The sequence below is a fragment of the Nonomuraea sp. NPDC049714 genome (assembly GCF_044465295.1).
Lineage (GTDB): Bacteria > Actinomycetota > Actinomycetes > Streptosporangiales > Streptosporangiaceae > Nonomuraea.
In genome coordinates this window covers 85,819-105,693 of the sequence record NZ_JBITLM010000011.1, presented here as the reverse complement: position 1 = coordinate 105,693, position 19,875 = coordinate 85,819, and the positions used below count along the sequence as shown (strand labels likewise).

The window sequence follows — 19,875 nt, the reverse complement described above, 5'->3', positions numbered from 1 at the left end:
CTTCTGGTCTTGCGCGCTCATCACGCCGCCATTCAGCGGGCTCCAGCGGTGGGCAGGGCGTCCTGGCTCGACGCGCGCATGGGGGTGACTGCCGGCCCGTCGCGGCGGGTGCGGTACCAGACCGCCGCGGTGATGACCGCCAGCAGAACGACCGGGATCAGGTAGACGACGGAGCCGACACCGGACGAGCGGTCCGTCGAGGCGCCGAGGTCAGCGTGCAGCGCCAGCGCCAGCAGGAGCCCGAGGACGTTGTTGGCAGCGTGCAGTACGACTGCGGTCTCGATGCCGCCGGTGCGCCACGTGATGAGCGCGAACGCTACGCCGACAGCCAGGAACTGGAGGTTCAGCCAGACGTCGGTGGACAGGTGGATCGTGGCGAACAGGACGGCGGAGACGACGACGCCCAGGGTGAGAGCGGATCGCGGTCCGCGGCCCCAGCTCCCGGCGACCCGGAAGATCAGCCCACGGTAGCCGTACTCCTCGCCCGCGCTCTGCAGCGGAACGACGACGATCGTGACCGCGAACATCAACAGCAGGTCGGCAACCGCCCAGCTTCCCGCCGGGGATGGCTCCAGGGCGGCGAAAACCGTCATGTAGATCGCCCAGACCGGTGCAAGGAAGAGGATCGCGCGGCCGAGGACCGCGGGTCGGAACGCCCCGACGACGGAGTGGAGCGAACCGCCCTTGACGCCGTACAACCAGCGCTGGATGAGCATGCTCCAGGGGATCAGCAGCGCGGTGGAGGCATAGGTGGTGGCCATCGTGACCGGCGTGAACTCCGTACCGCTCGTCACGACGCTGTCCCGCCCGAGCAGGAGGTCGACCTGACCCCCGAGCTGGGCGAAGGCAACCCCGAAGCCCACCAGGCCGGCGTGCAGCAGCACTATCGCGAGGATGCCGCGGCCGATGCGGCGTTTCTCCTCCGCGAGCACCCGGTGATACGGCGCGCCTTCAGGGACCGATCCGGGCTGACCCTCCGAGCCGCCGGCGGACGAGGGTGCGGCGGACGAGGTCTCGGACAGGTGGGCCACGGTGTGTCTCCTCGAGAAGGCGTGCGTCAACAGGGTGTGCGCGGGGTAGGAGCAGCTGCTGGATCGAGCGATACGGCGCCGAACAGAGCGGGTTCTCAGCCGACGGCGTTCATGACGCCACTCGCGATCAGCGCGGTGAGCGTGGTCCAGGCGATGATCGCGAGTGCCTGCCAGATCAGGATGCGGGTCTTGCCGACGCCGGAGGCGGCGAGCATGGTGGCCGTGAAGTGCGTGGGCAGCAGCAGCGGTCCGAGCAGGCTGACGCCCGGTACGCCGTAGCGCTCGTAGGCGTGCTGGAACTTCGCGCGGCGCGCGGCGCGGCGAGAGCCGTCGGAGCGTTCGGCCGGCGTCGCCGCCAGGGTGGAGTCGCTGCCGGCCGGCATGCCGTCGCGCGCCAGGACCTTTTCGCGGCGGCGGGTCACGACGGCGTCGCGCGCACTGGAACTGAGCAGTACGAGCACGGCCACGCTGAGGAAGTTGCCGGTCATCGCGGCGATCGCGGCGACGACAGGCGGGATGCCGCCGATGATGCCGATCACGACGCCGCCCTCGCCCTCGATGAAGGGGATGGCGCCCGCGGCCGCGACGACGAGCGACTGGACGACGTCCGGCACCTGCCCGACGAGGTCCTGGAAGGTGTCGATGAGGCTCATGGTGTGCTCCCTGTCGGTGTGGGCGTCGGGGTGTCCTCCGTCCTGACTCCAGTCCACCGCTCGGGAACGCAGCTCAGAAGTGCCTCGCTGTCACCGCCTTCCGGGACCTTCGCACGCCGCATCCATGACATGTGTCATGCCGGTAGCTTGGGCGGATGAGCAGCCAGCCCGAGTCCGCTGCCGCCGTATCGGCGGCAGCGGAAGCCCGCACCGCGCTACGGCTCACCCGGAGCATCAGCGCGACCTGGTGGTATGTCGCACTGGCGGTCCTGCTCTTCGAGCCGGTCGTCGTCCTGCTCCTGGTGACCGCCCTCGTCGAGGGCGGGATCGGCGACCTCACGGCCGCCGCCGTCGGCGTCGGCGGGCTGCTGTGGTGGCTCGCGACGCTGCGCCCGCTGCTCGACTACCGGCATCGGACGGTTGACACGCCGCTGGTGAACTGGCGGCGCCACCTCGCGCCGCTCCTGATCGCGGCGGCCTACGGTCTCGCGGCCGGGCTCGTCACAGGCGTCTGGGTGGTGGGCGTCCTGCCCGTGATCCAGGTGCTCGTGCTGCTGAACTGGCCGCCGGGGGTACGCCTTCGCGTGGTGCTGGCGGCGACCGCCCTGCTCGTCGCGCTGGCAGCGATCGACGTCCGCCTCACCCTTGGACCGAGCGCCGACACGAACTGGTTCCAGCTGATCTCCCTGTCCGTAACCCTTCCGGCCATGACCGTCTCCTCGCTGTGGTGGTGGGACGTGCTCGTCGCCCTCGACCGGGCCCGGGCCTCGGAGGCGAAGCTCGCCGCGACCCAGGAGCGGCTACGGCTGGCGACGGACGTCCACGACCTGCAGGGGCACCACCTCCAGGTCATCGCCCTCCAGCTCGAGCTCGCCGAACGACTCATGCCCCGCGACCCCGAAGCGGGCATGGAACAGCTACGCGCCGCGCGCGCCAGCGTCGACGACGCACGGCAGGGCACTCGCGACCTGGCCACCCGGTTCCGCGCCGTCCCGCTGAGCGACGAGCTCGCCAACGCCGTCGACCTGCTGCGCGCCGCGGGCACGAAAGCCGAAGCCGTCGTCGATCCGGACGCGTCGCTGGCACCGGCGTCCGCCCTCGGACCCGTCATCCGGGAGACCACGACGAACGTGCTGCGCCACGGCGGCGGCCGGTGGGCCCGCCTGTCCCTCACCCGCTCGGACCGGTCGTGGCGCTACGAGATCTCCAACGACGTCGCTGACAGCGCACCGGAGAGCACAGGCGGCGGTGCCGGCCTGGAAGGACTCGCGCGACGCGCGGCCGGGGCAGGCGGAGACCTCGAAGCACGGCGCGAGGACGAGACATTCACCGTGGTCGTCACGGTCCCCGGCGAAGAAGTCCCTGCCGAAGGAAAGGTTGCCGGATGATCCGCGTGCTGCTCGCCGACGACGAGGGCATGATCCGCTCCGCACTGGCCGCGCTGTTGCGCCTGGAACCGGACATCGACGTCGTCGCCGAGTGCGCCGATGGCGCCGAAGCGGTCACCGCCGCCGAACGCCTCAAGCCCGACGTCTGCCTGCTCGACCTCGAGATGCCGCACCTGGACGGCGTCCAGGTCACCGAGAAGCTCAACCGCACCCTGGCCACCCGGTGCGTGATCGTCACCCGCCACGCCCGACCCGGCGTCCTGCGCCGAGCACTGGCCTCCGGAGCCGCCGGGTTCCTGCCCAAGTCCCGCTCCGCCGACGAGGTCGCGGCCGTCATCCGCCGCGTCGCCGCCGGGGGTCGGTACGTCGACCCCGAGATCGCCGCCGACGCGCTGAGCGACGAACGCTCACCACTGACCGACCGCGAGCTCGACGTACTCCGCGCCGCCCGGCACGGCGAGACCACCGGACAGATCGCCCGCACCCTGTCCCTCGCCCCCGGCACCGTCCGCAACCACATCTCCACTGTGCTGGGCAAGCTCGCCGTCGACACCCGCCAGCAGGCCGTAATCCTCGCGGAAGAGCGCGGCTGGATCTGATCGGCCCCGCGGCTCACCCCACGAGCGCGTCGAGTTCGGCGATCGGTTCGGGGGAGTCGCACGTCGCCGGCCGCGACGTTCTCCTCGAGGTGCGCGACCGACGACGTCCTGGGGGCGTCACCATGTTCTCGGCGCGGGCGAGCAACCAGGCGAGGGCCACCCGCGCCGGCGTCGCACCGGCTCGCTCCGCGATGCCGGCGAGCGGGCTGCCGGGCCGGAGGAGGGCTCCCATGTCCAGCGGCCACCAGGAGATGAACGGCAGACCTTCGCGCGTGCAGTAGTCGGGCACTGTCCCTGCCGATGATGCCATCCATGCAGGTCATCCTGCTTGTCTGACTGATCTCTTCGTGCGCCTGGGAGATCGAGACAAGGACGTCGAGATTCTTGCCTTGCGCCACCAGATCAGCGTTCTTGAACGGCAGCTCGGCGCGGACAGCAGGGCGAGATTCCCTCCCGAGGATCGCGCCTTCCTGGCCGCGCTATAAGTCCTCGCCGATGCCACTCCCGCTCGCAGCGGCGCAACACTCATACTGGACTCCACGGCCGTCGGTATGTGTCATTGAAGCTTGAGCGACTCGGGAAGCCGGGCGTCTGGCTCCGCGCCACCGCCGAGGGTGGCTGCTCACCTCACGGGGATGCCTCACCGGGAGATCAGGATCAGCCTGACTCCGCGAGCAGATGTACGACACCGGCCGGATTCTTGATCCAGTGGGTTCTGGAATCGAGGTTCTCCAGGGGCTCGACCTCGTCACACGGGTGGATACCGATGCCGGCCAGTTTGCTCGTCGCCGCGTCCAGGTCATCGGTGTGGAGCTGCAGCCACAGGTCGGGCTGGCTGTAGTTGTCGACGCAGTCGAGCCACAGCGTATTGGGACCGAACCGCACCGAATGAGTTCTCGAGACGGTCGGAGCGTAGGAGACGTCGTCCTCCTTGACGTCGAAGCCCAGAGTGTCGCGGTAGAAGGCCACGGTGGCCTCGTACTGTGCCTTGGGGATCTTCATGGCGATGTTCAGGCCGGCCGTGAATTCAGGCTTGTTCATTGTTGCGCGACTCCTTGGTTCGTGTCGGTGGCGTCGGTGTCAGTGGCGTCCAGTGCATGTTCCAGCGCGGCCAGCCGGTCATCCCACCTGTTGGCGAGCCTGGCCAGCCAAACCTGGGCCGTGCGGATAGCGGCTGGCTCCAACCGGTAGGGGTGGCGGCGGCCGACCGGTTCGCCGGTGCTGATCAGGCCCGCTTCGGCGAGCTGGCCGAGGTGCTTGGCGACCGCCTGGCGGCTGACCGGCAACCGCCGCGCCAGATCAGTGACGGTTGCGGGACCCGCGCGGGCGAGCTCCTCCAGCAGCGCCCGCCGCGTCGGATCGGTGAGCGCCGCGAACACCGCAACGGCCTGCCCCTCTGAATCAGGCGGCCGCATCGAGGTAGGTCTCCAGGTCGACGAGCTCCGTGTCCCATCCCTGACTGTTGGCCTTGTGGGCGGACCGGGCCACGTCGTCGGCGGCTTGGGCGAATCCGCTCTCCACCAGGCGCAGCCGAGTGCCGTCCGGTACCGGCTCCAGGGTGAAGTCCACAAGCGTCTGGGGTGCGTCATCCTCCGGCAGGCCCTCGATTCCCCACCTGAACGCGAAACGGCGTGGCGGGTCGACCACCATGATCGTGGCGACGGATTCCTCCCCGAGGTCGTCCCAACGGAAGAACGCTCGCCCGCCGGGCCGCAGATCTATCTCCGCCGCCGAGCCGAACCACCGCGAGAGCCCTTCCGCGGTGGTCAGCGCGGCCCACACCCGCTCGACGGGGTGCCGCAGCACCGCCACACGTTCGATCGCGTCCGAAACCATGCCCCACCCTTCTTCGCAACCTGTAGGTTGCCATCAATGGCAACCTACAGGTTGCAATCGTCGCCCGCAAGTCGCCGGCTCGAAGGGCGACTTACTACTGACGTGCCGAAGAGCATGAACCAACATGCGAGGGGCACCCCTGCGCGGAGCTTGAGCGGCCCAGAAATGTGACCAGCGGATATCGCTTGACGCGGGCGGTGAAGGTTGGCGTCGATACCACCGCCCCGGGGGATCCCCGAATCCTTGGCGCCATGAGGATTTCGACACAGACAGTAGGCGGCGAACACGATTTCCTGAACCCCGTCAGCTAAACGACCAAGGACGGGGAACCTCAATGTCGCTCGTACAACGTCTTCTCACCGCACTGGCGATCATCGTCGCCGGGCTCGCGACCGCGGTCCCGGCGAACGCCGCCTCGACCACGTCCGTCCATGTCAGCGGCAGCACGCTGTTCATCGTCGGGACGTCCGTCGGGGAGACTGTCAGGATCGACTTCCAGTTCGGGCTGCTCACGGTCGACTCCACCTCGGGGATCACCCCGGGAGCCGGGTGCTCCACCCAGGGGGCGAACGTGGTCTCGTGCTCGACGAACGTGCAGTTCATCGACGCGGGCATGATCGGGGGCAATGACACGGTCACCAACAACACCTCGTTGCAGTCGTCCGTTCTGGGCGGCAGCGGCTCCGACACCCTGAACGGGGGGTCCGGCCGGGACGGGTTCAACGGCGGTGCCGGGGACGACACCCTGATCGGCAACGGCGGGGTGGACGTCGCCAACGGGGTGGGCGGGTTCGACACCTGCGCCGCCGAGACCGAAAGCGGTTGTGAAGCCTGAGAAGGTGCCGGCTGGGGCGGATCGTCCGCCCCGGCCGGTTTCTCACCGTGATCGCCCAAGCCTGCCGCGACGACGAACGCCTCACCTTCACCTACGCCACCCCACCGGCGAGTCGGCCACCCGGCAGGTCGAACCGCACCGGCGGCGCCCGGGACGGCCCTGCATCCGTCGGCCGGTCAAGGCGCTGATCGTGCGGATGGCGCGGGAGAACCCGACCTGGGGGCACCGGAGTGCCGGGCAGTTCACCGCTGGAGCACTACAACACCGCCCGGCCGCACCGCAGTCTCCGACAGCTAGGCCCATCTCAGGCCGGAACCGGACCGCCATCCCCAGTCGACCTCGCCGCACACCAAGTCCACCGCCGGACCATCCTTGGCGGCCTCATCAACGAGATCTCGCCCACTACAAGGGCCATCGGCCGCATCAGGGTCGTGGCCAGCTGTCACCTGACCACGATGAGCACGTCGTGGTGTCGGGGGAAGGTCGGATCGAACGCCATAAGATACTCGGAGGAGCGATCAACGAGTATCACCGAGCAGCGTAGCCGTTCTAAAGAAGCACCAGCTCAAAGGGCGTACACGAAGTTTGAAGCGGTACGGGCCGGCAGCACATCGGCCAGCTCAGCGGTGGCCGCGATGGTTGTCCAGCACGATATCGGCCCTCGGCAGGGCGGATCCGCAGGCACCAGGAGCTCTGCGAAGTCGAGGGGCAAGTTCATCTACAACCCGCCATTTGAAAGTACTTTGAATGTCCGGATTCACATTTACAATATCGCGATCTATCGCTAATCTGCTGACCGACTCGCGTCGACGTGGCAGTTGGCGGAGTGTGTAGGGGAAATCAGCACGATGAAAGACTTGAATTCGCAGGGATTGGGGTATGCCTCAGGCCCATCGATGAACCACCCGGCTGTTACCGCAGATGTCGATCAGCTCCGCGAAATGTTAGAGCAGCATTACTCATCTTACTACCTTCGGATTATCAAGTCGCACCCGCACGGCGCTCGATACCGGCTTCTCCACCGGGGAAAGATCGCTCTGTACACCGCGTCATATGGGGCAGAGATTCGTACCGGTACGTCGGAGTCGTTTAACTTCTACGTGATCATGCCGTTGCGAGGGGCCGGCGAGGTGACGCTCAACGGGAGGGTCGTTACCGCACCGATCTCCCTCATAGGTCCCCAGCAGAAGATCGACATGCGGTGGAGCCTCGATCACGAAGTCATGCTGATGCAGATTCCGTCGGCACTCATGCAGGAGACGCTTGAGGCTTACCTGGGTGATCCTCCCAAGAAGCGACTGCGGTTCGAACCGGGGGTGGATGCCACCAGCGCGCTCGGTCACGCCCTGAGAATGCTGTCGTCGGTCGGTACGGTCGGTACGTTGCCCTTCGCGGCCTCGAAGCCGGCCGAGCATCACTTCGAGCAGTTCCTGCTGCACACCTTGCTCTCCTCCCAGTCCCACAATTACTCCCACGAACTCGGTGAGCCCTCCGCCTCGTGGACCCCTTCCGCTCTTCGGCGTGCGACCCGCTATTGCGAAGATCACGCTGGCGAACCGATCTGTCTTGGCGACATCGCCGCCGCGGCCAGGGTCAGCGTCCGCACTCTCCAACTCGGCTTCCGCGAGCATTTGCAGACCACCCCGATGGCCTATCTCCGGTCCGTACGGCTGGCTCACGCCCACGCCGATCTGGTCCGTATCGCCGAGACGGGCAGCCAGACAACCGTCACGGATGTGGCCCTCCGGTGGGGATTCACCCATCTCGGCCGTTTCGCGGCCCTGTACAGGCAGACCTACGGCCGGCCGCCGTCCAGCACCCGGCAAGGACACCGGTAAGCGTGGCAGCCGCTCCACCTGAGCAGGCCAGTTGGCCGGTGGTGACACGGAACACGGCGATCAGCGGCTTCTTCCGCCGTACACACGATCATGCCCTCAGCACATAGGCCTCCCGAACCGGCGACCCCAAACATTTTCCCTTTTTTTCGAATGGATCCTGCCGCATCGCCGGATGCCGGTTTGATTCGCGCATGAGATCTATCCGGCAGGGGGCCGTACTGGCCGCGGTCACGGTCATGACGGCGGTAGTCACTCCAGTGGCAGCGACGGCCGCGTCAAGCTCGTGCGAGGCGCCGCCACGCAGCAGCTCGGCCTACAACGACTTCGTGCTCACGTACAAGTCCGCATGCGCCACGAAGAAGAACTACTACCGGACGTTCCAGGACGTCACGGCGTCCGCTCTGGTCGACAAGCGCAACAGGCTGGCGGTCACGACGTCGACGGCGCTGGCCGGCGCGATCGCGTCGGTCAAGGTGAACAACAAGGAGTTCATCTCCAGCGGCGGCCACGGTGCCGCTTTCCAGTACGCCTTCCACGCCTGGCAGCAGGGTGAGGCGTCGACCGAGTGCTACAACCCCACGCAGGCCGGCACTCGCCTGGACGACGTAGGCCAGCCGCCGCCCTACCACGGTCCCAGCACCAGCGCGCTCTACACCATGGCCAGGTCCGGCAGCTCCATCCGCACGGCGGTGAGGCCCGCGATGTTCGTCACCCTCGCGGACACGAAACCGGGCTGGGGCAACTGCCGCAGCGCCGACCACCAGGACAAGCGCGTCCCGTTCACCATGGGCCTGTCGCCGTACTGGCTGCAGACCTCGATCGAGCTCGCCCCCGATCACGACGCGCCCACGCTGGAGAACGTCTTTCGCGCCGCCGCCACGATCACCTCGGACGACGAACGACACGATCACTTCGACGGCGTCCTCGTCGCCTACCTGCAACCGGACTTCACCAAGGTCTTCTCCTACAGCCCCGCCACCGGTCGCCTGTCGCCCAAGCCCGTGGACTCGCACACGAGCAAGGACCCCATGGTCCGTTGTACCGACGACGGCGACTACTGCCTCGGCATGTACGTCAAGCCCGACGTTCTCGGTGACAAGGCCTACTACTACACGATGACCCGCCCGCCCATGGACTACAACGGCCACTTCGGCGAGAACACCATCCAGGTCACCAGCCCCAGCGGAGCCATGGACAAGGGAGACAAGGTCACCTACGAAACCTACGTGGTCGTCGGCAACAAGAGCCGCGTCGAACACACCATGACCCAGCTCCACCGCGCCTTCAGGTAGCCGGCCCTCGGCCAGGGGGTCATACCGGCGCCGATGACGCCGCAGCCGTCGCGCCCCGCGCCCGGTGATCCGCCCAGCTGCGGCCTCTGTCAGCGGCGGAACAGCTCCAGCAAGTCCTCCGCTCGGCGGGTGCGGGTGATCCATACCTCGCGGCCCCTGCGCTCCCGCATGATCAGCCGTCCGGCGCCCAGCCGGTCGCAGTGGTACGTCAGGCCGCTGGGCGCGATCTGCAGGTCCGTGGCCAGCATGCTCATGGTCATGGGCTGTTCCAGGGCACAGAGCAGGTGTGCGCGGGCCGGGCCCAGGATCGCCGACAGCTCGTCCGCCGCGGGCGCGACGGGCTTTCGCCACAACGAGTCCGCGCCGGGCACCGGGTAGGCGATCCAGACGGCGTCCGGGCTGTCCAGGCTGACGATCACGGCGTCCTTGCCGGCCAACATGGGCACCAGAACGAGCTTCCTGTCGCCCAGCTCGAACGTGCTCGACTCCAGGTCGGAGATGAGCAGGCCGCGCTCGCCGTAGACGATGCGCTCGCTCAGCGCGCCCAGCAACAGCTCGTGGCCGCCTCGCACCGCCGCGACGCCCACCCGCTCGACCTCCCTGTCGAGTAGCGGGCGGGCGCGTTTCCACAGCGGTTCCGTGGTGTTCCAGACGTCGGCCAGGGCGCTGGCGTACCCGCGCAGCCAGTGCCCGGGCCGCTCTGCCGCCGAGCGCCAGTGCGACGGCGGCGTCCCCGGGCCGAACGCCTGCTCCAGATCCTTGATCAGAGCGTCGGGGGAGATGTCCTGCAGGGCGCTGACCTGCGACTGCACGGTTACATCGCCGTCGGTGGGGGAGCGCGGCACGATGCTGTCCGGCGCGATCGAGCTGCCGGGTACGGCCAGCGGGCGTACGGCGTCCTGGCCGAGCGGGCCGACCCGTGAGGCGATCGCCTCACGCCACATTTCGGGCAGGCCACGGCGGCGCCCCGCAAGGGCGTCGGCGATCACGGCGAGTGCGCTCAGATTGGGCGAGATCGAGATCTGGAGCTGTGGCGTGGAGCTCAACCGCAACTCGCTCCACACACTGCTCTTCGTAGCTATGTGGGTCCCCACAGGAAGGACTTTAGACAGAGGCCACATCTCCCTTGGAATGCTTCAGCGAAACTTGAAACGTCCGATGCAGACGGGTGACAGAGGGCGGCGGCGAGCGGAGGTTGCAGCGGAAATGGGACTACATGTCCCGGTTGTCCAGAAGAGTGATCCGCACGCTGTCACCATCGGCGACGGCCGCACCAGCAGTCGCCATCGCGAAACCGCAGCCCTCGACCAGAACGGTCATCACGGTCGCCACGATGCGCTTCCGAACCGGCATGGCGGGCATGTCGCGCGAAGAGGTCAGACGATCGTGTATTGCGCTGCCTGCAGCCGGTACATGGACGCGTACGGCCCGTCAGCCCGCATGAGCTCCGTGTGCCTCCCATGTTCGATGACCCGGCCGGAATCGAACACGTAGATGCGATCGGCCCGCGACACCGACGCCGGCCGGTGGGTCACGAGGATCACCGTCCGGCCGGCGGTCGCCAGCCCGGCGACCTGCTCGAAGATCTCGATCTCCGCCTTGGGGTCGAGCGCCGAGGTCGGCTCGTCGAAGACGACCACGGGCGCGTCCCTGAACCAGGCCCGGCCCAGGCCGATGCGCTGCCACTGACCCCCGGACAGCTCGGTCCCGCCCATGAACTCCCGCGCCAGCAGTGTCTCCCATCCAGCGGGCAGGGCGGCGACCACGGCGTCGCTCCCGCTGGCCACGCTCGCCCGCCACAGCCGCTCGCGGTCCCCGGCGTCGCCAGGACGGCCAAGAGTCACGTTGACGTGGGCGGTGGCCGGCCAGCGGGCGAAGTCCTGGGCGACCAGCGCCACGCGGTCGAACACCTCTCGCCGGCGCAGCCGCTCGATCGGGACACCGCCCCAGCTCACCTTCCCGGCAGCCGGGAGGTACAGGCCGCTGAGCAGCTTGGCCATCGTGCTCTTGCCTGAGCCGTTGGCGCCGACGAAGGCGACGATCTCGCCCGGCCGGCGGCGGCCGGGCGTTCCATGTCGCGCCCGAGGTGGCCGACGCCTGCCGCCGTCTGCTCGACGGCGGCCCGCTGCCCGTGGAGGCCTTGTCGGCGGATCCAGCCGACGGGGCCCGCATCGCGGAGGTCCTGCTCGGGCTCGGGTTGTGCACGATGTCACCGCACTGACAGCTGCGCCGGGACGCCGCCTGCCGATAATGCCATCCGCCCAGGTCATGTCGTTGCAGGTCTTCTCCTAGGGTGCGCGGTGTCCGGCGACCAGGAGAGAGAACAAGTACGGCATGATGATCGGGACGGGGAGATTCTCGCCCCGCGTCACCGGATAACCGTGCTTGAACGGCAGCTCGGCGCTGACACCAGGGTGAGACTCGCCTGCGAACAGGTCGCCAAGCTGATTGTCGAGGATGCCGGTGACCCAGAAGATCACATATCTTTTCTGTCCTTCAGGGTGCCTGAAGCTTCGCGCGCAAGCGTCAGGCATCCTGGAAGAGGTGGGGTCAGCGAAATCCTGCATGCGACCAGCGCGAGGGGGTGCGGCGACTGCGTCGATCCGAAGCAGTCACGTTCGTGCATGGGTTCGGACGAGGGCAACTGCTCAAGGGGTTGAGACGTGCCGTCAGTCGTCCCAGCCGCTGGCGTCGAGGAAGCCTTCCCAGGTGGTGTAGGGAACCTCAGGATGCCGCTGGTGCAGGATCTCGCCGGGCAGGGTCATGGGCGGTGCCTTGCGCGGGTCGGCGAGGGATTGCCTGATCATGGCGTCGGTCAAGGTACGGGCGCCGCCGTGGCGAGGATAAGCGGCGTGCACGCGTTCGGCATATCCGGCGGGCAGTTGGTCGGGGCCGCCGGTCAGGTCGATGCCGATGCCGTCCTGGGCGATCACGATCTCCGGCGGGCGGCGCCGCGCGAACACTGGCGACTGATGGAAGCCGAAGGAGGTGTGCAGGGCGATGCCGTCCCAGACGGTGTCGACGCGGCGGTCGGTGATGCCGTGCTGCTCCAGGAACCGGGCGGCGAAGTCGGCGCCGTCGAGTTCGAATCGCTGGCTGGTGGCGGCGCGTTCGGTCAGGCCCATGTCGTGCAGCACGCAGATGAGGAACATGACTTCGGCGTCGTAGTCCTGGCCTGGTCGGCGACCGGCCTGGGCGGCGGCTGCCCGGCCGAACAGGAAGCTGCGCAGGCTGTGGTTGCGCAGGTATGGCTGCTGCGTGTCCGTCACCAGTTGCCGGGCCGCACGGGCGATGCGCGTGGTGGGTAAGGAGAGGTCAGCGTGCTGATCCCCGGTGCCGTCGGCTGAAGCGGTGGGTGTACCGACCGCCAGACCCGCTACGCCGGCGAGGCCGGCTCCCAGCACTGTACGGCGGGGCAGGAATGAGCTCATACGGTCTCCTTGAGACGTCATTTGGTGAACGGGATGGCGTGGGAGGTGTGGAAGTGTTGGCGATAAGCGGTCGGCGTCGTGCCCAGAACCTGCAGGAACGTCCGGCGCATCGTCTCGTCCGACCCGAAACCACAACTGCGGGCGACCGAGGCCACGCCGGCGGCACTGGTCTCCAGGAGGACCTGCGCCGCCTCAACCCGGATCCGCTCGACGTACTGACCAGGGGTGAGCCCGACCTCGCGACGGAACAGCCGGGTCAGATGTCGCTCGCTCACCGCGGCACGGGCCGCCATCGAAGCGAGGGTGTGCTCTCCCGCCGGTTCGGCCGCGACCGCGTCCAGAAGCCGGCGCAACGCGGGATGGCGTGGCGTGGGGACGGCCCCGCGAACGCTGAATTGCGACTGGCCGCCCGGGCGTTGCAGGAACACGACCAGGTATTTGGCCACCGCCCGGGCGAGGTCCGGACCGTGGTCCTCCTCGACGAGTGCGAGCGCCAGATCGATTCCAGCGGTGACGCCGGCCGAGGTCACCACAGGCCCGTCACGAACGTAGATGGCATCGGGTTCCACGGCGACCCGCGGAAACCGGGACGCCAGGTCAGCGCTGGCGGCCCAGTGTGTCGTGGCCCGCCGCTCATCGAGTAGGCCCGCCTCCGCCAGCAGCAACGCTCCCGTGCACACCGATGCCACCCGGCGCGCACGATGGCTGATGTCGCGCAGCAGGTCCAGGAACGCCTCGCCGGGACGGTCACCATCGGGGTGCGCATAACCCGGTATGAGCAACGTGTCGACCGGTCCCTCAACGTCGTCCAAAGCCAGGTCGACCCCTAAAGGCACTCCGATGTCCGTACGCACGGACCGTCCATCGACCGAAGCGAGCCGTATCCGGTAACCGCCGGACCCGTGCAGAACCTGCACCGGTCCGGCCGCGTCCAGCAGCACCACCCCGTCATAGACGGCCACAACCACATCTCCCACGCCACCAGCCTTGTGGCTCGCCGGAGATGTCCACAAGGACCACTAGCCCACAGATCCGGACACGCGGTGAGCGCATGTCATGAAAGGGGATCTGGTTGCGACCCTCGTTCGGTGCCTTGTATCGGCGGGCGCGGCTTGAGCCGCCTGGGCGACCACCCCCTCGGCCACCAGGAAGTCGGACGGCTCGGTCCGGCTCCAGCGGGTGAAGGGCAGGCTGTGCTCGGTGGCTTGGACCTGGCGATCTCTTGATCTCCACGCGTCGCGGCAGGGTGAACTTCGGCCGGCGGCCGGGAGGTGTGCGCGCGAAGACCGGGAAGATGCGCTGGTCGCGCAACAAGTACAAGCGGTTACGGAGTCGGAAGAAGGCCCGAGCTCAGTGGGAAAGGGTCGTGAAGTTCTTCGCGCACTAGATCTGGGCGAGACGCCCGGGGCGACCCGACCGGTGGCACCCGCAAGAGAGCAGCTCACGGACCAGCGTCTCGCTCCACCACTGCTCAACGCGATCGGGCGACCAGTCGCGTTCGGCGGTGAACGTGGTGTAGACATCGATGCCGCACAGGCCCGCGTAGATATCGACGGCGTGCTGTACCTCCAGACCCGGGCGGAGGGTGCCAGCCGGCCAGGAAGAGAACACCGCCACCCGGGTCTCGTCGGCCCGCCTGCGGCCGTCGCGGTAGACCGCCGCCAACTCGGGCTCGGTGCGGCCGGCTTCGCGCAGCAGTGTGATGACGTCTCCGGCGCGCTCGTACAGCCGCCGGTCGTAGGCGGCCATCGCGGCCAGCTGCCGCTCAGGGCTCGCCCCCGCGGCTTCCAACTGCGTGACCTGCTGCGGCAGGTCGGCCGACAGGTCGGCGGCGTCGGCCAGTGCCCGGGTCAGCCCGGCCTTGTTCCCGTACACCGAGTAGATCGTCGGCACGGAGACACCCGCCTCGCGGGCCACGTCGCGCACGGTCGTCGCCGCCCAGCCGCGGGCGACGAAGAGCCGGCGCGCGGCCTGGGCGATCTCGGCCCGCGTGTCCAGTGCCTGCGCTGCGCGGCGCAGCGAGTCGTAGCGCCGTCGGCCCACTTCTGCACTCATGTTCTGCACCCTAAAGGGTTTACGCTGCTTATAATGAATATAAGGCACGCAAACAAGGAGGCTTCGCATGCGCTTCTCCCGGATCAGTGGCTTCGCCGCCATCGGCTTCGCCATCACGATCGTGGGCGGCAACCTGATCATGGCCCCCGCAGGTCTGCCACTGGCCGGCGCGGAGATGGCCGAGGTCGACGCGTTCTTCGCCGAGCACGGCGACTTGGTCGGTCTTGTGTCCGGGTTCCTCCCCGCCGCCTGGGTGCTGGCGACCCTGTTCGGTGCGGGCGCGGTCGCCGCGCTGTGGACATCTGAGCGCAAGCGCGGTGAGGCCTGGTCGCTGGTCGGCTTCGCCGGCCTGATCATGCAGAACATCACCTTCACCGGCGTCATCGCCGCTCGCCTCGCGCTGGCCAGGACGGCTCCGCACGACACCACCGCCACCACCGGACTCTGGGCGTTACATGACGCGCTGCTCACCCTCAACGGCACGTTCCTGGCAACCGCCCTCCTCGGCCTCTCCGTGGCCGGCCTACGCGCACAGTTCATCCGGCCATGGCACGGCGGGCTGGGCTTCCTGGCCGCCGCACTCCAATTCACCTCGGCCAGCCTCGCCTCCCTGGTCATCAAGGAGGAGAGCCCGCTCGGGCTCATCGGCCTCACCGGCTGGCTGATCTGGGTGGTCTGGATAGTTCTGTACGGCATCCGCCTGATCCGTACGACGGCGGCGTAGCCATCCGGCCCCGACGCCCGTGACGGGCCACGTTGTTCGTCGCGCCTGCGCATCCACCGCCCTGTCCCGCTCGGAAATACGGTTCCGTGCTATGAACTCGGGTTCCGGTGCATGATCAGGGCGGCGGCGCGCCGTCAGTTCGGTGGTCGGCCGCGGTGGGGTCACGCCGGACCGGCTTTGGCTTGCGGCCGTTGCCGAGACTGGTCCACCGCGGTGAGAACCGCGGTCATGGCGGCTGTCACCGTGGTCGTCACCGCGACCACCGTCGTCGGTGTCCTCAGTGTCGGCGGGATGCTCGTCCCCATCCGGCCGCCGGCTTCGCCCCCATCCGACGCTGGGACCGCCGGCGGGCGAGACACCAGGCGCCGCTTGAAGCCGCGGCTCAGAAGGTCCAGGACCTCCGGGGCGAGTGGCATGGCGTCGCGTGGACGCTCGTGGAGGCGGCGACGGCGATGCGCCCCGAGAACCTCATGTCGGCCGTCGACAAGGAGAACGCCCTCGCCCGTGCGCACGCGGCCTGCATCGGCCGGTGAGCAATTCGAGAGACAGCGGCATGCCTGCACTGTTACGAAGCCGATATTCGATGACTCAGTTTTCGGGCCACACCATGTCATGTTATGGGAAGCAATCGGCGAGGGAGAGAGCAAGTAAATGGCCGAATTGGTGATTGTGACAACCGGCGGTAGCCAGCAGGACTATCGGGCTTTTCGTAGCTTGCTCAGGAGAAGCGTCGAGAGCGTGCAGATACTCCCCGGCAGGAGACGTCTTCGGGCAGAGTTCGCTTCCGCAGACGACGTGAGCAACTTCATGCTTGTGCTCGTTACCTGGCTAGGTGCGCGACCTCAGATGGCATTCCATCTGATTACCGAAGGCGGGGAGATCGTCCTCGACGGCGACGCAAGCCCGACACTGGTGGCTGAAGCGGTGGGTGACCTTGTGGGGCAACGTCACGAGGCGGACGAGGTCCTTCCCTCAGGGGCCCTTGGTGCCCCTCGTGTCCGAAGTGAGATCGCCTGGCCTGGTCCAGTCCCCGTCGACAGCGTGATGAAGGCCGCGATCGGCCTGGCAATTCATGATCACCTCAAGCATGCCAGGGCAGCCTCAACGACGCTCGCACCGGTGACCATCTACCTCGACGACGCAGACGGCAGTTCGCGGGTCGAGCAAGCTGTCAGGGAGCTCGCCGCTGCCTTTGAGGCGGAGGCTGTGGACTGGGAACCGGCTATCCGCGGCTCTTGGTTCAGGAGGTTGTTCCTGCGCGGCAAGGAACTGGCGAACACACAGATCGCACAGGAGATCGGGAGTGAGGTCAGGCGAGCTGTCGAGCTGCACGGCCTGCATCTGGCGCAGGCCGAAGTCGACGAGAAGAAGGCTGCCGCTGTCAGCAATCTCATCCAGGCGCTCCCAGAGCAGGGCAGCGCGGCCATCATGATCGGCTCGATTTTGCTCCTGAAGGTGGAAGGTGCCCTTGTGGTGCGGGAACTCACCCAGAAGGAGCTCGCGCATCTGGAGCGTAATCCAGCGCTGTTCAAGGAGCCCACCGCGCTGCTCGCTGCCCTGCAGCACGCCTCATGCAACGCTCCTCAGGGTCTTGGAGATGCGCTGCGCGCTGGTCCGGGTTCGCTGGAACTACCGGAGTAGCGCGAGGCCCGGCAATTCCGCTGATGGATCACTCAGGCTGCCCGTGATCTCGCTCAGTCACCGGAGGCGGCGCCCGTGACCGGACGCCTGGCCTATCTGACCGTCACGAACAGCTTCGCTGCGCTGCGGTTGCTGTCGATGGGCGATCGGGACAAGGACGTCGAGATACTTACCCTGCGTCATCAGATGGCGATGCCAGCCTGTGGGGCTCAAGAACACGAATCATCGCCAGCGCTGTCCGGCACGCCCTACGCGAGTACGAACGGTTCCACAACCAGCACCGAGCCCACCAAGCCCTGAACCAGTCCGCCCCGCTGCGCACCGCCCCGGAAACGATCATGGACCCATGCCGCTTGACCTGCATGGATGGAATCTTCGGCAGGCGCACTGCCGGAGCTGGTCCATCGAACACAGCAAAACCCCAGATCAGCCCCTGTGACACAATATCCGGCACCCACAGCCGCCTTTCCGAGTGGAACAAGGCCGGCGTGGCAGCGCCTGCACGAGGTGCTGCTGGATCGGTTACGCGCTGCCGACGCTCTCGACTTCTCCCGCGCCGCGGTGGACTCCTCCCACATCAGAGCGCTGAAAGGGGGGCGCAGACCGGCCCGTCCCCGGTCGATCGAGGACGGGCCGGCAGCAAGCACCACCTGATCACCGACGCCACCGGCATCCCGCTCGCGGGCAGAACGCTAGGTCCCGGCCTGCACAAGGCACTGCGCGGGTAGTGGCTCTACATCGGCCCCGTAGGAACGATGTAGGGCAGGACAGAGGAGCGAGCGGTGTTACTGGCCGGTGACGGGGCCGGGCAGAGGCGGTCCCGTCGGGGCAGTGCGCCGGTGGCCAGGAAGGTGTTCATCGCCTCGTCGGCGCAGCCGCCCTGCCCTGCGACGCCGTGTCCGCCCTGGTCGACCGTGACCATGGAGGCCCGCCCGCCGAGTGTGGCGCGCAGGCCGCGTGCGCTCACCAGGGGCGTGGCCGGATCGCGGGTGTTCTGCAGGATCAGCACGTTGCGCGGTCCGTGGCCGGTGACCGTCACCGGCGGCTCCACGGGCCGGGTGGGCCAGGCTATGCATGGCCAGACGTTCGATGGCATGCCGGCCGTCGCGGGCCACGCCTGCTGATCGGCGGCGACCTGCCGGGCGTGCAACGCCACATCGCGTGGCCAGGCGACGTCTCCGCAGACCACCCCGTAGGAAGCGGCGAAGCGGTTGTCCGCCGGTACCCCCGCCGCCACGGCGCCACCGCCACTGATGGCACCACCGGCAACCAGCAGCCGGTTCAGTCGCGCGAGGATGTCGGCGTCCTGGGTGTCCAGTGTGTCCGCAGCGGGTTCGGACAGGACGTCCGCCAGCCCCTGCCAGGCTCCGGCCAGGATCGGAAAGGCGTCGTCGTGGTAGAGAAACCCCCGAGTGACCTCGCGCAGCATGTTGCCGTCGACCTCCGAGCCGTCCGGGTTCGGCAGGGGCCGCTCGTCCAGGGCCGTGGTCAGCCGGTCGTATGTGCGCTGTACCTCCTCTGGTGTCGCGCCGAGGCGGTAGACGGAGTCCCGCTCGGCGGCGAAGCGGAGGAAGTCGGGCAGTCGCAGCGCGACCGCCTCGTTCCAGGTCCGCCACAGGTCCCGCCACACCAGGCCCGGGTCGACGGCGCTGTCCAGTACGATCCGATCGCCGCGCCCCGGGAACAGCGAGATGTAGACGGCTCCCAGGTAAGTGCCGTAGGAGACGCCGAAGTAGGACAGTTTCGGCTCACCGAGCGCGGCTCGGATGCGGTCCATGTCCCGGGCCGTGTTGGCCGTAGTGATGAACGGGAGCAGGTCGCCGGAGTGCTCGGCGCACGCGGCCGCGGTGTCCCGTGCGAAGGTGAGGTTGCGCTCGATGCTGCCGTCCGGGGCCGGATAGGGCATCAGCAGCGTGGTCAGCCGCGTGGGGTCGAGCCCGCAGGTGACCGGGGTGCTGTGGCCGACCCCTCGCGGATCGAAGCCGATCAGGTCGTACCGCTCCAGAACCTCGGACGGCAGTCTGGCCGCCAGCCGGCTGGGCAGGTCCAGGCCGCTTCCACCCGGGCCGCCCGGGTTGGACAGCAGGATCCCGCGGCGTGACCCGGGTCGCGCTGTGCCGATCCGGGAGATCGCGATCTCGATGCTCCGTCCGCGCGGGGCGCGATAGTCCAGCGGCACCCGCAGCGTCCCGCACCGCTGACGTGGGTCGCGCAAGTCACCGGGTTTCGCCGGCGGGCACTCGCCCCAGACCGGAGCCTCGGCCACCGCCGCTTCCGGTGCGCCGATCCGAGGTCCGGCCGGTGTTGGCGTGCCCGCCGCCGCGGTAGTCATCATCGCCGCGGCGATGAACACGGTCAGCCTTGATCGCGGACTTAATCGCACTTGTATCTCCTTATAAAAGGGCAGGTTTTTTCTCAATACCAGAGAAACGGGGACTGCCGAGTGCACAAAAACCTGTCTATATCGCACAGCGGAACAAATGCCCCCAGTCGACGGGTGCCAGCAGCGCGACAATCGACTCCGGGACGCCCGCACTGAAATTTCAGCACTA

Annotated in this window: 23 protein-coding genes and 1 pseudogene; 10 read left to right on the top strand and 14 right to left on the bottom strand. The window is 68.0% G+C overall.

Going from position 1 to position 19,875, the window contains the following annotated elements; genetic code table 11:
• Window positions 1-32 precede the first annotated feature (32 nt).
• Window positions 33-1,031 (bottom strand): lysostaphin resistance A-like protein, encoded by a 999-nt coding sequence (locus ACIBQX_RS35675; RefSeq protein ID WP_397012443.1) that lies wholly within the window; start codon window positions 1,029-1,031, stop codon window positions 33-35.
• A gap of 95 nt (window positions 1,032-1,126) precedes the next feature.
• A complete protein-coding gene (locus ACIBQX_RS35670) occupies window positions 1,127-1,684 on the bottom strand; it encodes a hypothetical protein (RefSeq protein ID WP_397012441.1) in 558 nt (185 codons plus the stop codon).
• Between the two features lie 155 nt (window positions 1,685-1,839).
• On the opposite strand from ACIBQX_RS35670, the gene ACIBQX_RS35665 reads away from it, so the two are divergent.
• Entirely contained in the window at window positions 1,840-3,072 is a 1,233-nt protein-coding gene (locus ACIBQX_RS35665) for a sensor histidine kinase (protein WP_397012439.1), read from the top strand.
• Entirely contained in the window at window positions 3,069-3,671 is a 603-nt protein-coding gene (locus tag ACIBQX_RS35660; protein WP_397012437.1) for a response regulator, read from the top strand. Before ACIBQX_RS35665 ends, ACIBQX_RS35660 begins: the two co-directional genes overlap by 4 nt.
• A gap of 13 nt (window positions 3,672-3,684) precedes the next feature.
• Here ACIBQX_RS35660 and ACIBQX_RS35655 read toward each other — a convergent pair whose 3' ends face one another.
• From ACIBQX_RS35655 to ACIBQX_RS35640, 4 genes are all read right to left on the bottom strand, one after another.
• Complete coding sequence (locus tag ACIBQX_RS35655) at window positions 3,685-3,981, bottom strand: hypothetical protein (protein WP_397012435.1); 297 nt, start codon at window positions 3,979-3,981, stop codon at window positions 3,685-3,687.
• A 347-nt stretch (window positions 3,982-4,328) separates the two neighbouring features.
• On the bottom strand, window positions 4,329-4,712 hold the full coding sequence (locus tag ACIBQX_RS35650; protein ID WP_397012433.1) for a VOC family protein: 384 nt from the start codon (window positions 4,710-4,712) through the stop codon (window positions 4,329-4,331).
• Entirely contained in the window at window positions 4,709-5,086 is a 378-nt protein-coding gene (locus ACIBQX_RS35645) for an ArsR/SmtB family transcription factor (RefSeq protein WP_397012431.1), read from the bottom strand. Before ACIBQX_RS35645 ends, ACIBQX_RS35650 begins: the two co-directional genes overlap by 4 nt.
• Window positions 5,073-5,507 carry an SRPBCC domain-containing protein gene (locus tag ACIBQX_RS35640; protein WP_397012429.1) on the bottom strand — a complete coding sequence of 145 codons (435 nt, stop codon included), beginning with the start codon at window positions 5,505-5,507 and terminating at the stop codon, window positions 5,073-5,075. Before ACIBQX_RS35640 ends, ACIBQX_RS35645 begins: the two co-directional genes overlap by 14 nt.
• 334 nt (window positions 5,508-5,841) lie before the next feature.
• Here ACIBQX_RS35640 and ACIBQX_RS35635 point away from each other — a divergent pair, with 334 nt between their 5' ends.
• The 3 genes from ACIBQX_RS35635 (at window position 5,842) to ACIBQX_RS35625 (ending at window position 9,472) form a co-directional block, all read left to right on the top strand.
• Window positions 5,842-6,342, top strand: coding sequence for a hypothetical protein (locus tag ACIBQX_RS35635; RefSeq protein ID WP_397012427.1), 501 nt, complete (start codon window positions 5,842-5,844; stop codon window positions 6,340-6,342).
• Window positions 6,343-7,190: 848 nt separating this feature from the next.
• Window positions 7,191-8,180 (top strand): AraC family transcriptional regulator, encoded by a 990-nt coding sequence (locus tag ACIBQX_RS35630; RefSeq protein WP_397012425.1) that lies wholly within the window; start codon window positions 7,191-7,193, stop codon window positions 8,178-8,180.
• A gap of 191 nt (window positions 8,181-8,371) precedes the next feature.
• Window positions 8,372-9,472 carry a hypothetical protein gene (locus tag ACIBQX_RS35625; protein WP_397012423.1) on the top strand — a complete coding sequence of 367 codons (1,101 nt, stop codon included), beginning with the start codon at window positions 8,372-8,374 and terminating at the stop codon, window positions 9,470-9,472.
• Window positions 9,473-9,561: 89 nt separating this feature from the next.
• On the opposite strand, the gene ACIBQX_RS35620 is transcribed toward ACIBQX_RS35625, so the two are convergent.
• The 3 genes from ACIBQX_RS35620 to ACIBQX_RS35610 all read right to left on the bottom strand — a co-directional run bounded on the left by ACIBQX_RS35620 (window position 9,562) and on the right by ACIBQX_RS35610 (window position 11,514).
• Window positions 9,562-10,566, bottom strand: coding sequence for an ArsR/SmtB family transcription factor (locus tag ACIBQX_RS35620; protein ID WP_397012421.1), 1,005 nt, complete (start codon window positions 10,564-10,566; stop codon window positions 9,562-9,564).
• Between the two features lie 118 nt (window positions 10,567-10,684).
• Window positions 10,685-10,825, bottom strand: coding sequence for a hypothetical protein (locus ACIBQX_RS35615; protein ID WP_397012419.1), 141 nt, complete (start codon window positions 10,823-10,825; stop codon window positions 10,685-10,687).
• Window positions 10,826-10,848: 23 nt separating this feature from the next.
• Complete coding sequence (locus ACIBQX_RS35610) at window positions 10,849-11,514, bottom strand: ATP-binding cassette domain-containing protein (RefSeq protein WP_397012886.1); 666 nt, start codon at window positions 11,512-11,514, stop codon at window positions 10,849-10,851.
• Between the two features lie 44 nt (window positions 11,515-11,558).
• On the opposite strand from ACIBQX_RS35610, the gene ACIBQX_RS35605 reads away from it, so the two are divergent.
• The gene (locus ACIBQX_RS35605; protein WP_397012895.1) at window positions 11,559-11,693 is read left to right on the top strand and encodes a hypothetical protein; all 135 of its coding nucleotides are present in this window, start codon (window positions 11,559-11,561) and stop codon (window positions 11,691-11,693) included.
• A 67-nt stretch (window positions 11,694-11,760) separates the two neighbouring features.
• Here ACIBQX_RS35605 and ACIBQX_RS35600 read toward each other — a convergent pair whose 3' ends face one another.
• The 4 genes from ACIBQX_RS35600 to ACIBQX_RS35585 form a co-directional block, all read right to left on the bottom strand.
• Window positions 11,761-11,952, bottom strand: a complete 192-nt coding sequence (locus ACIBQX_RS35600) for a hypothetical protein (RefSeq protein ID WP_397012417.1) — start codon at window positions 11,950-11,952, stop codon at window positions 11,761-11,763.
• A 189-nt stretch (window positions 11,953-12,141) separates the two neighbouring features.
• Complete coding sequence (locus ACIBQX_RS35595) at window positions 12,142-12,903, bottom strand: hypothetical protein (protein ID WP_397012415.1); 762 nt, start codon at window positions 12,901-12,903, stop codon at window positions 12,142-12,144.
• Between the two features lie 17 nt (window positions 12,904-12,920).
• Window positions 12,921-13,865 carry a GlxA family transcriptional regulator gene (locus tag ACIBQX_RS35590; RefSeq protein WP_397012413.1) on the bottom strand — a complete coding sequence of 315 codons (945 nt, stop codon included), beginning with the start codon at window positions 13,863-13,865 and terminating at the stop codon, window positions 12,921-12,923.
• Between the two features lie 421 nt (window positions 13,866-14,286).
• A complete protein-coding gene (locus ACIBQX_RS35585; protein WP_397012411.1) occupies window positions 14,287-14,958 on the bottom strand; it encodes a TetR/AcrR family transcriptional regulator in 672 nt (223 codons plus the stop codon).
• A 67-nt stretch (window positions 14,959-15,025) separates the two neighbouring features.
• Here ACIBQX_RS35585 and ACIBQX_RS35580 point away from each other — a divergent pair, with 67 nt between their 5' ends.
• From ACIBQX_RS35580 to ACIBQX_RS35565, 4 genes and pseudogenes are all read left to right on the top strand, one after another.
• Window positions 15,026-15,682, top strand: coding sequence for a hypothetical protein (locus ACIBQX_RS35580; protein WP_397012409.1), 657 nt, complete (start codon window positions 15,026-15,028; stop codon window positions 15,680-15,682).
• A gap of 651 nt (window positions 15,683-16,333) precedes the next feature.
• Window positions 16,334-17,323, top strand: a complete 990-nt coding sequence (locus tag ACIBQX_RS35575; protein ID WP_397012407.1) for a hypothetical protein — start codon at window positions 16,334-16,336, stop codon at window positions 17,321-17,323.
• Window positions 17,324-17,398: 75 nt separating this feature from the next.
• A complete protein-coding gene (locus tag ACIBQX_RS35570; protein ID WP_397012405.1) occupies window positions 17,399-17,623 on the top strand; it encodes a hypothetical protein in 225 nt (74 codons plus the stop codon).
• A 161-nt stretch (window positions 17,624-17,784) separates the two neighbouring features.
• Window positions 17,785-18,006 (top strand): annotated as a pseudogene (locus tag ACIBQX_RS35565) (IS5/IS1182 family transposase); the annotation flags it as partial.
• Between the two features lie 50 nt (window positions 18,007-18,056).
• On the opposite strand, the gene ACIBQX_RS35560 reads toward ACIBQX_RS35565, so the two are convergent.
• Window positions 18,057-19,706, bottom strand: a complete 1,650-nt coding sequence (locus tag ACIBQX_RS35560) for an alpha/beta hydrolase (RefSeq protein ID WP_397012403.1) — start codon at window positions 19,704-19,706, stop codon at window positions 18,057-18,059.
• Window positions 19,707-19,875 lie beyond the last annotated feature (169 nt).

Excerpts from the sequence above, each read along its gene's own strand:
- ACIBQX_RS35630 (WP_397012425.1), top strand. The coding sequence starts at position 7,191 with ATGAAAGACTTGAATTCGCAGGGATTGGGGTATGCCTCAGGCCCATCG.
- ACIBQX_RS35645 (WP_397012431.1), bottom strand. The coding sequence starts at position 5,086 with ATGCGGCCGCCTGATTCAGAGGGGCAGGCCGTTGCGGTGTTCGCGGCG.
- ACIBQX_RS35655 (WP_397012435.1), bottom strand. The coding sequence starts at position 3,981 with ATGGCATCATCGGCAGGGACAGTGCCCGACTACTGCACGCGCGAAGGT.
- ACIBQX_RS35575 (WP_397012407.1), top strand. The coding sequence starts at position 16,334 with ATGGCCGAATTGGTGATTGTGACAACCGGCGGTAGCCAGCAGGACTAT.
- ACIBQX_RS35615 (WP_397012419.1), bottom strand. The coding sequence starts at position 10,825 with ATGCCGGTTCGGAAGCGCATCGTGGCGACCGTGATGACCGTTCTGGTC.
- ACIBQX_RS35650 (WP_397012433.1), bottom strand. The coding sequence starts at position 4,712 with ATGAACAAGCCTGAATTCACGGCCGGCCTGAACATCGCCATGAAGATC.
- ACIBQX_RS35670 (WP_397012441.1), bottom strand. The coding sequence starts at position 1,684 with ATGAGCCTCATCGACACCTTCCAGGACCTCGTCGGGCAGGTGCCGGAC.
- ACIBQX_RS35580 (WP_397012409.1), top strand. The coding sequence starts at position 15,026 with ATGCGCTTCTCCCGGATCAGTGGCTTCGCCGCCATCGGCTTCGCCATC.
- ACIBQX_RS35595 (WP_397012415.1), bottom strand. The coding sequence starts at position 12,903 with ATGAGCTCATTCCTGCCCCGCCGTACAGTGCTGGGAGCCGGCCTCGCC.
- ACIBQX_RS35660 (WP_397012437.1), top strand. The coding sequence starts at position 3,069 with ATGATCCGCGTGCTGCTCGCCGACGACGAGGGCATGATCCGCTCCGCA.
- ACIBQX_RS35665 (WP_397012439.1), top strand. The coding sequence starts at position 1,840 with ATGAGCAGCCAGCCCGAGTCCGCTGCCGCCGTATCGGCGGCAGCGGAA.
- ACIBQX_RS35635 (WP_397012427.1), top strand. The coding sequence starts at position 5,842 with ATGTCGCTCGTACAACGTCTTCTCACCGCACTGGCGATCATCGTCGCC.
- ACIBQX_RS35640 (WP_397012429.1), bottom strand. The coding sequence starts at position 5,507 with ATGGTTTCGGACGCGATCGAACGTGTGGCGGTGCTGCGGCACCCCGTC.
- ACIBQX_RS35585 (WP_397012411.1), bottom strand. The coding sequence starts at position 14,958 with ATGAGTGCAGAAGTGGGCCGACGGCGCTACGACTCGCTGCGCCGCGCA.
- ACIBQX_RS35625 (WP_397012423.1), top strand. The coding sequence starts at position 8,372 with ATGAGATCTATCCGGCAGGGGGCCGTACTGGCCGCGGTCACGGTCATG.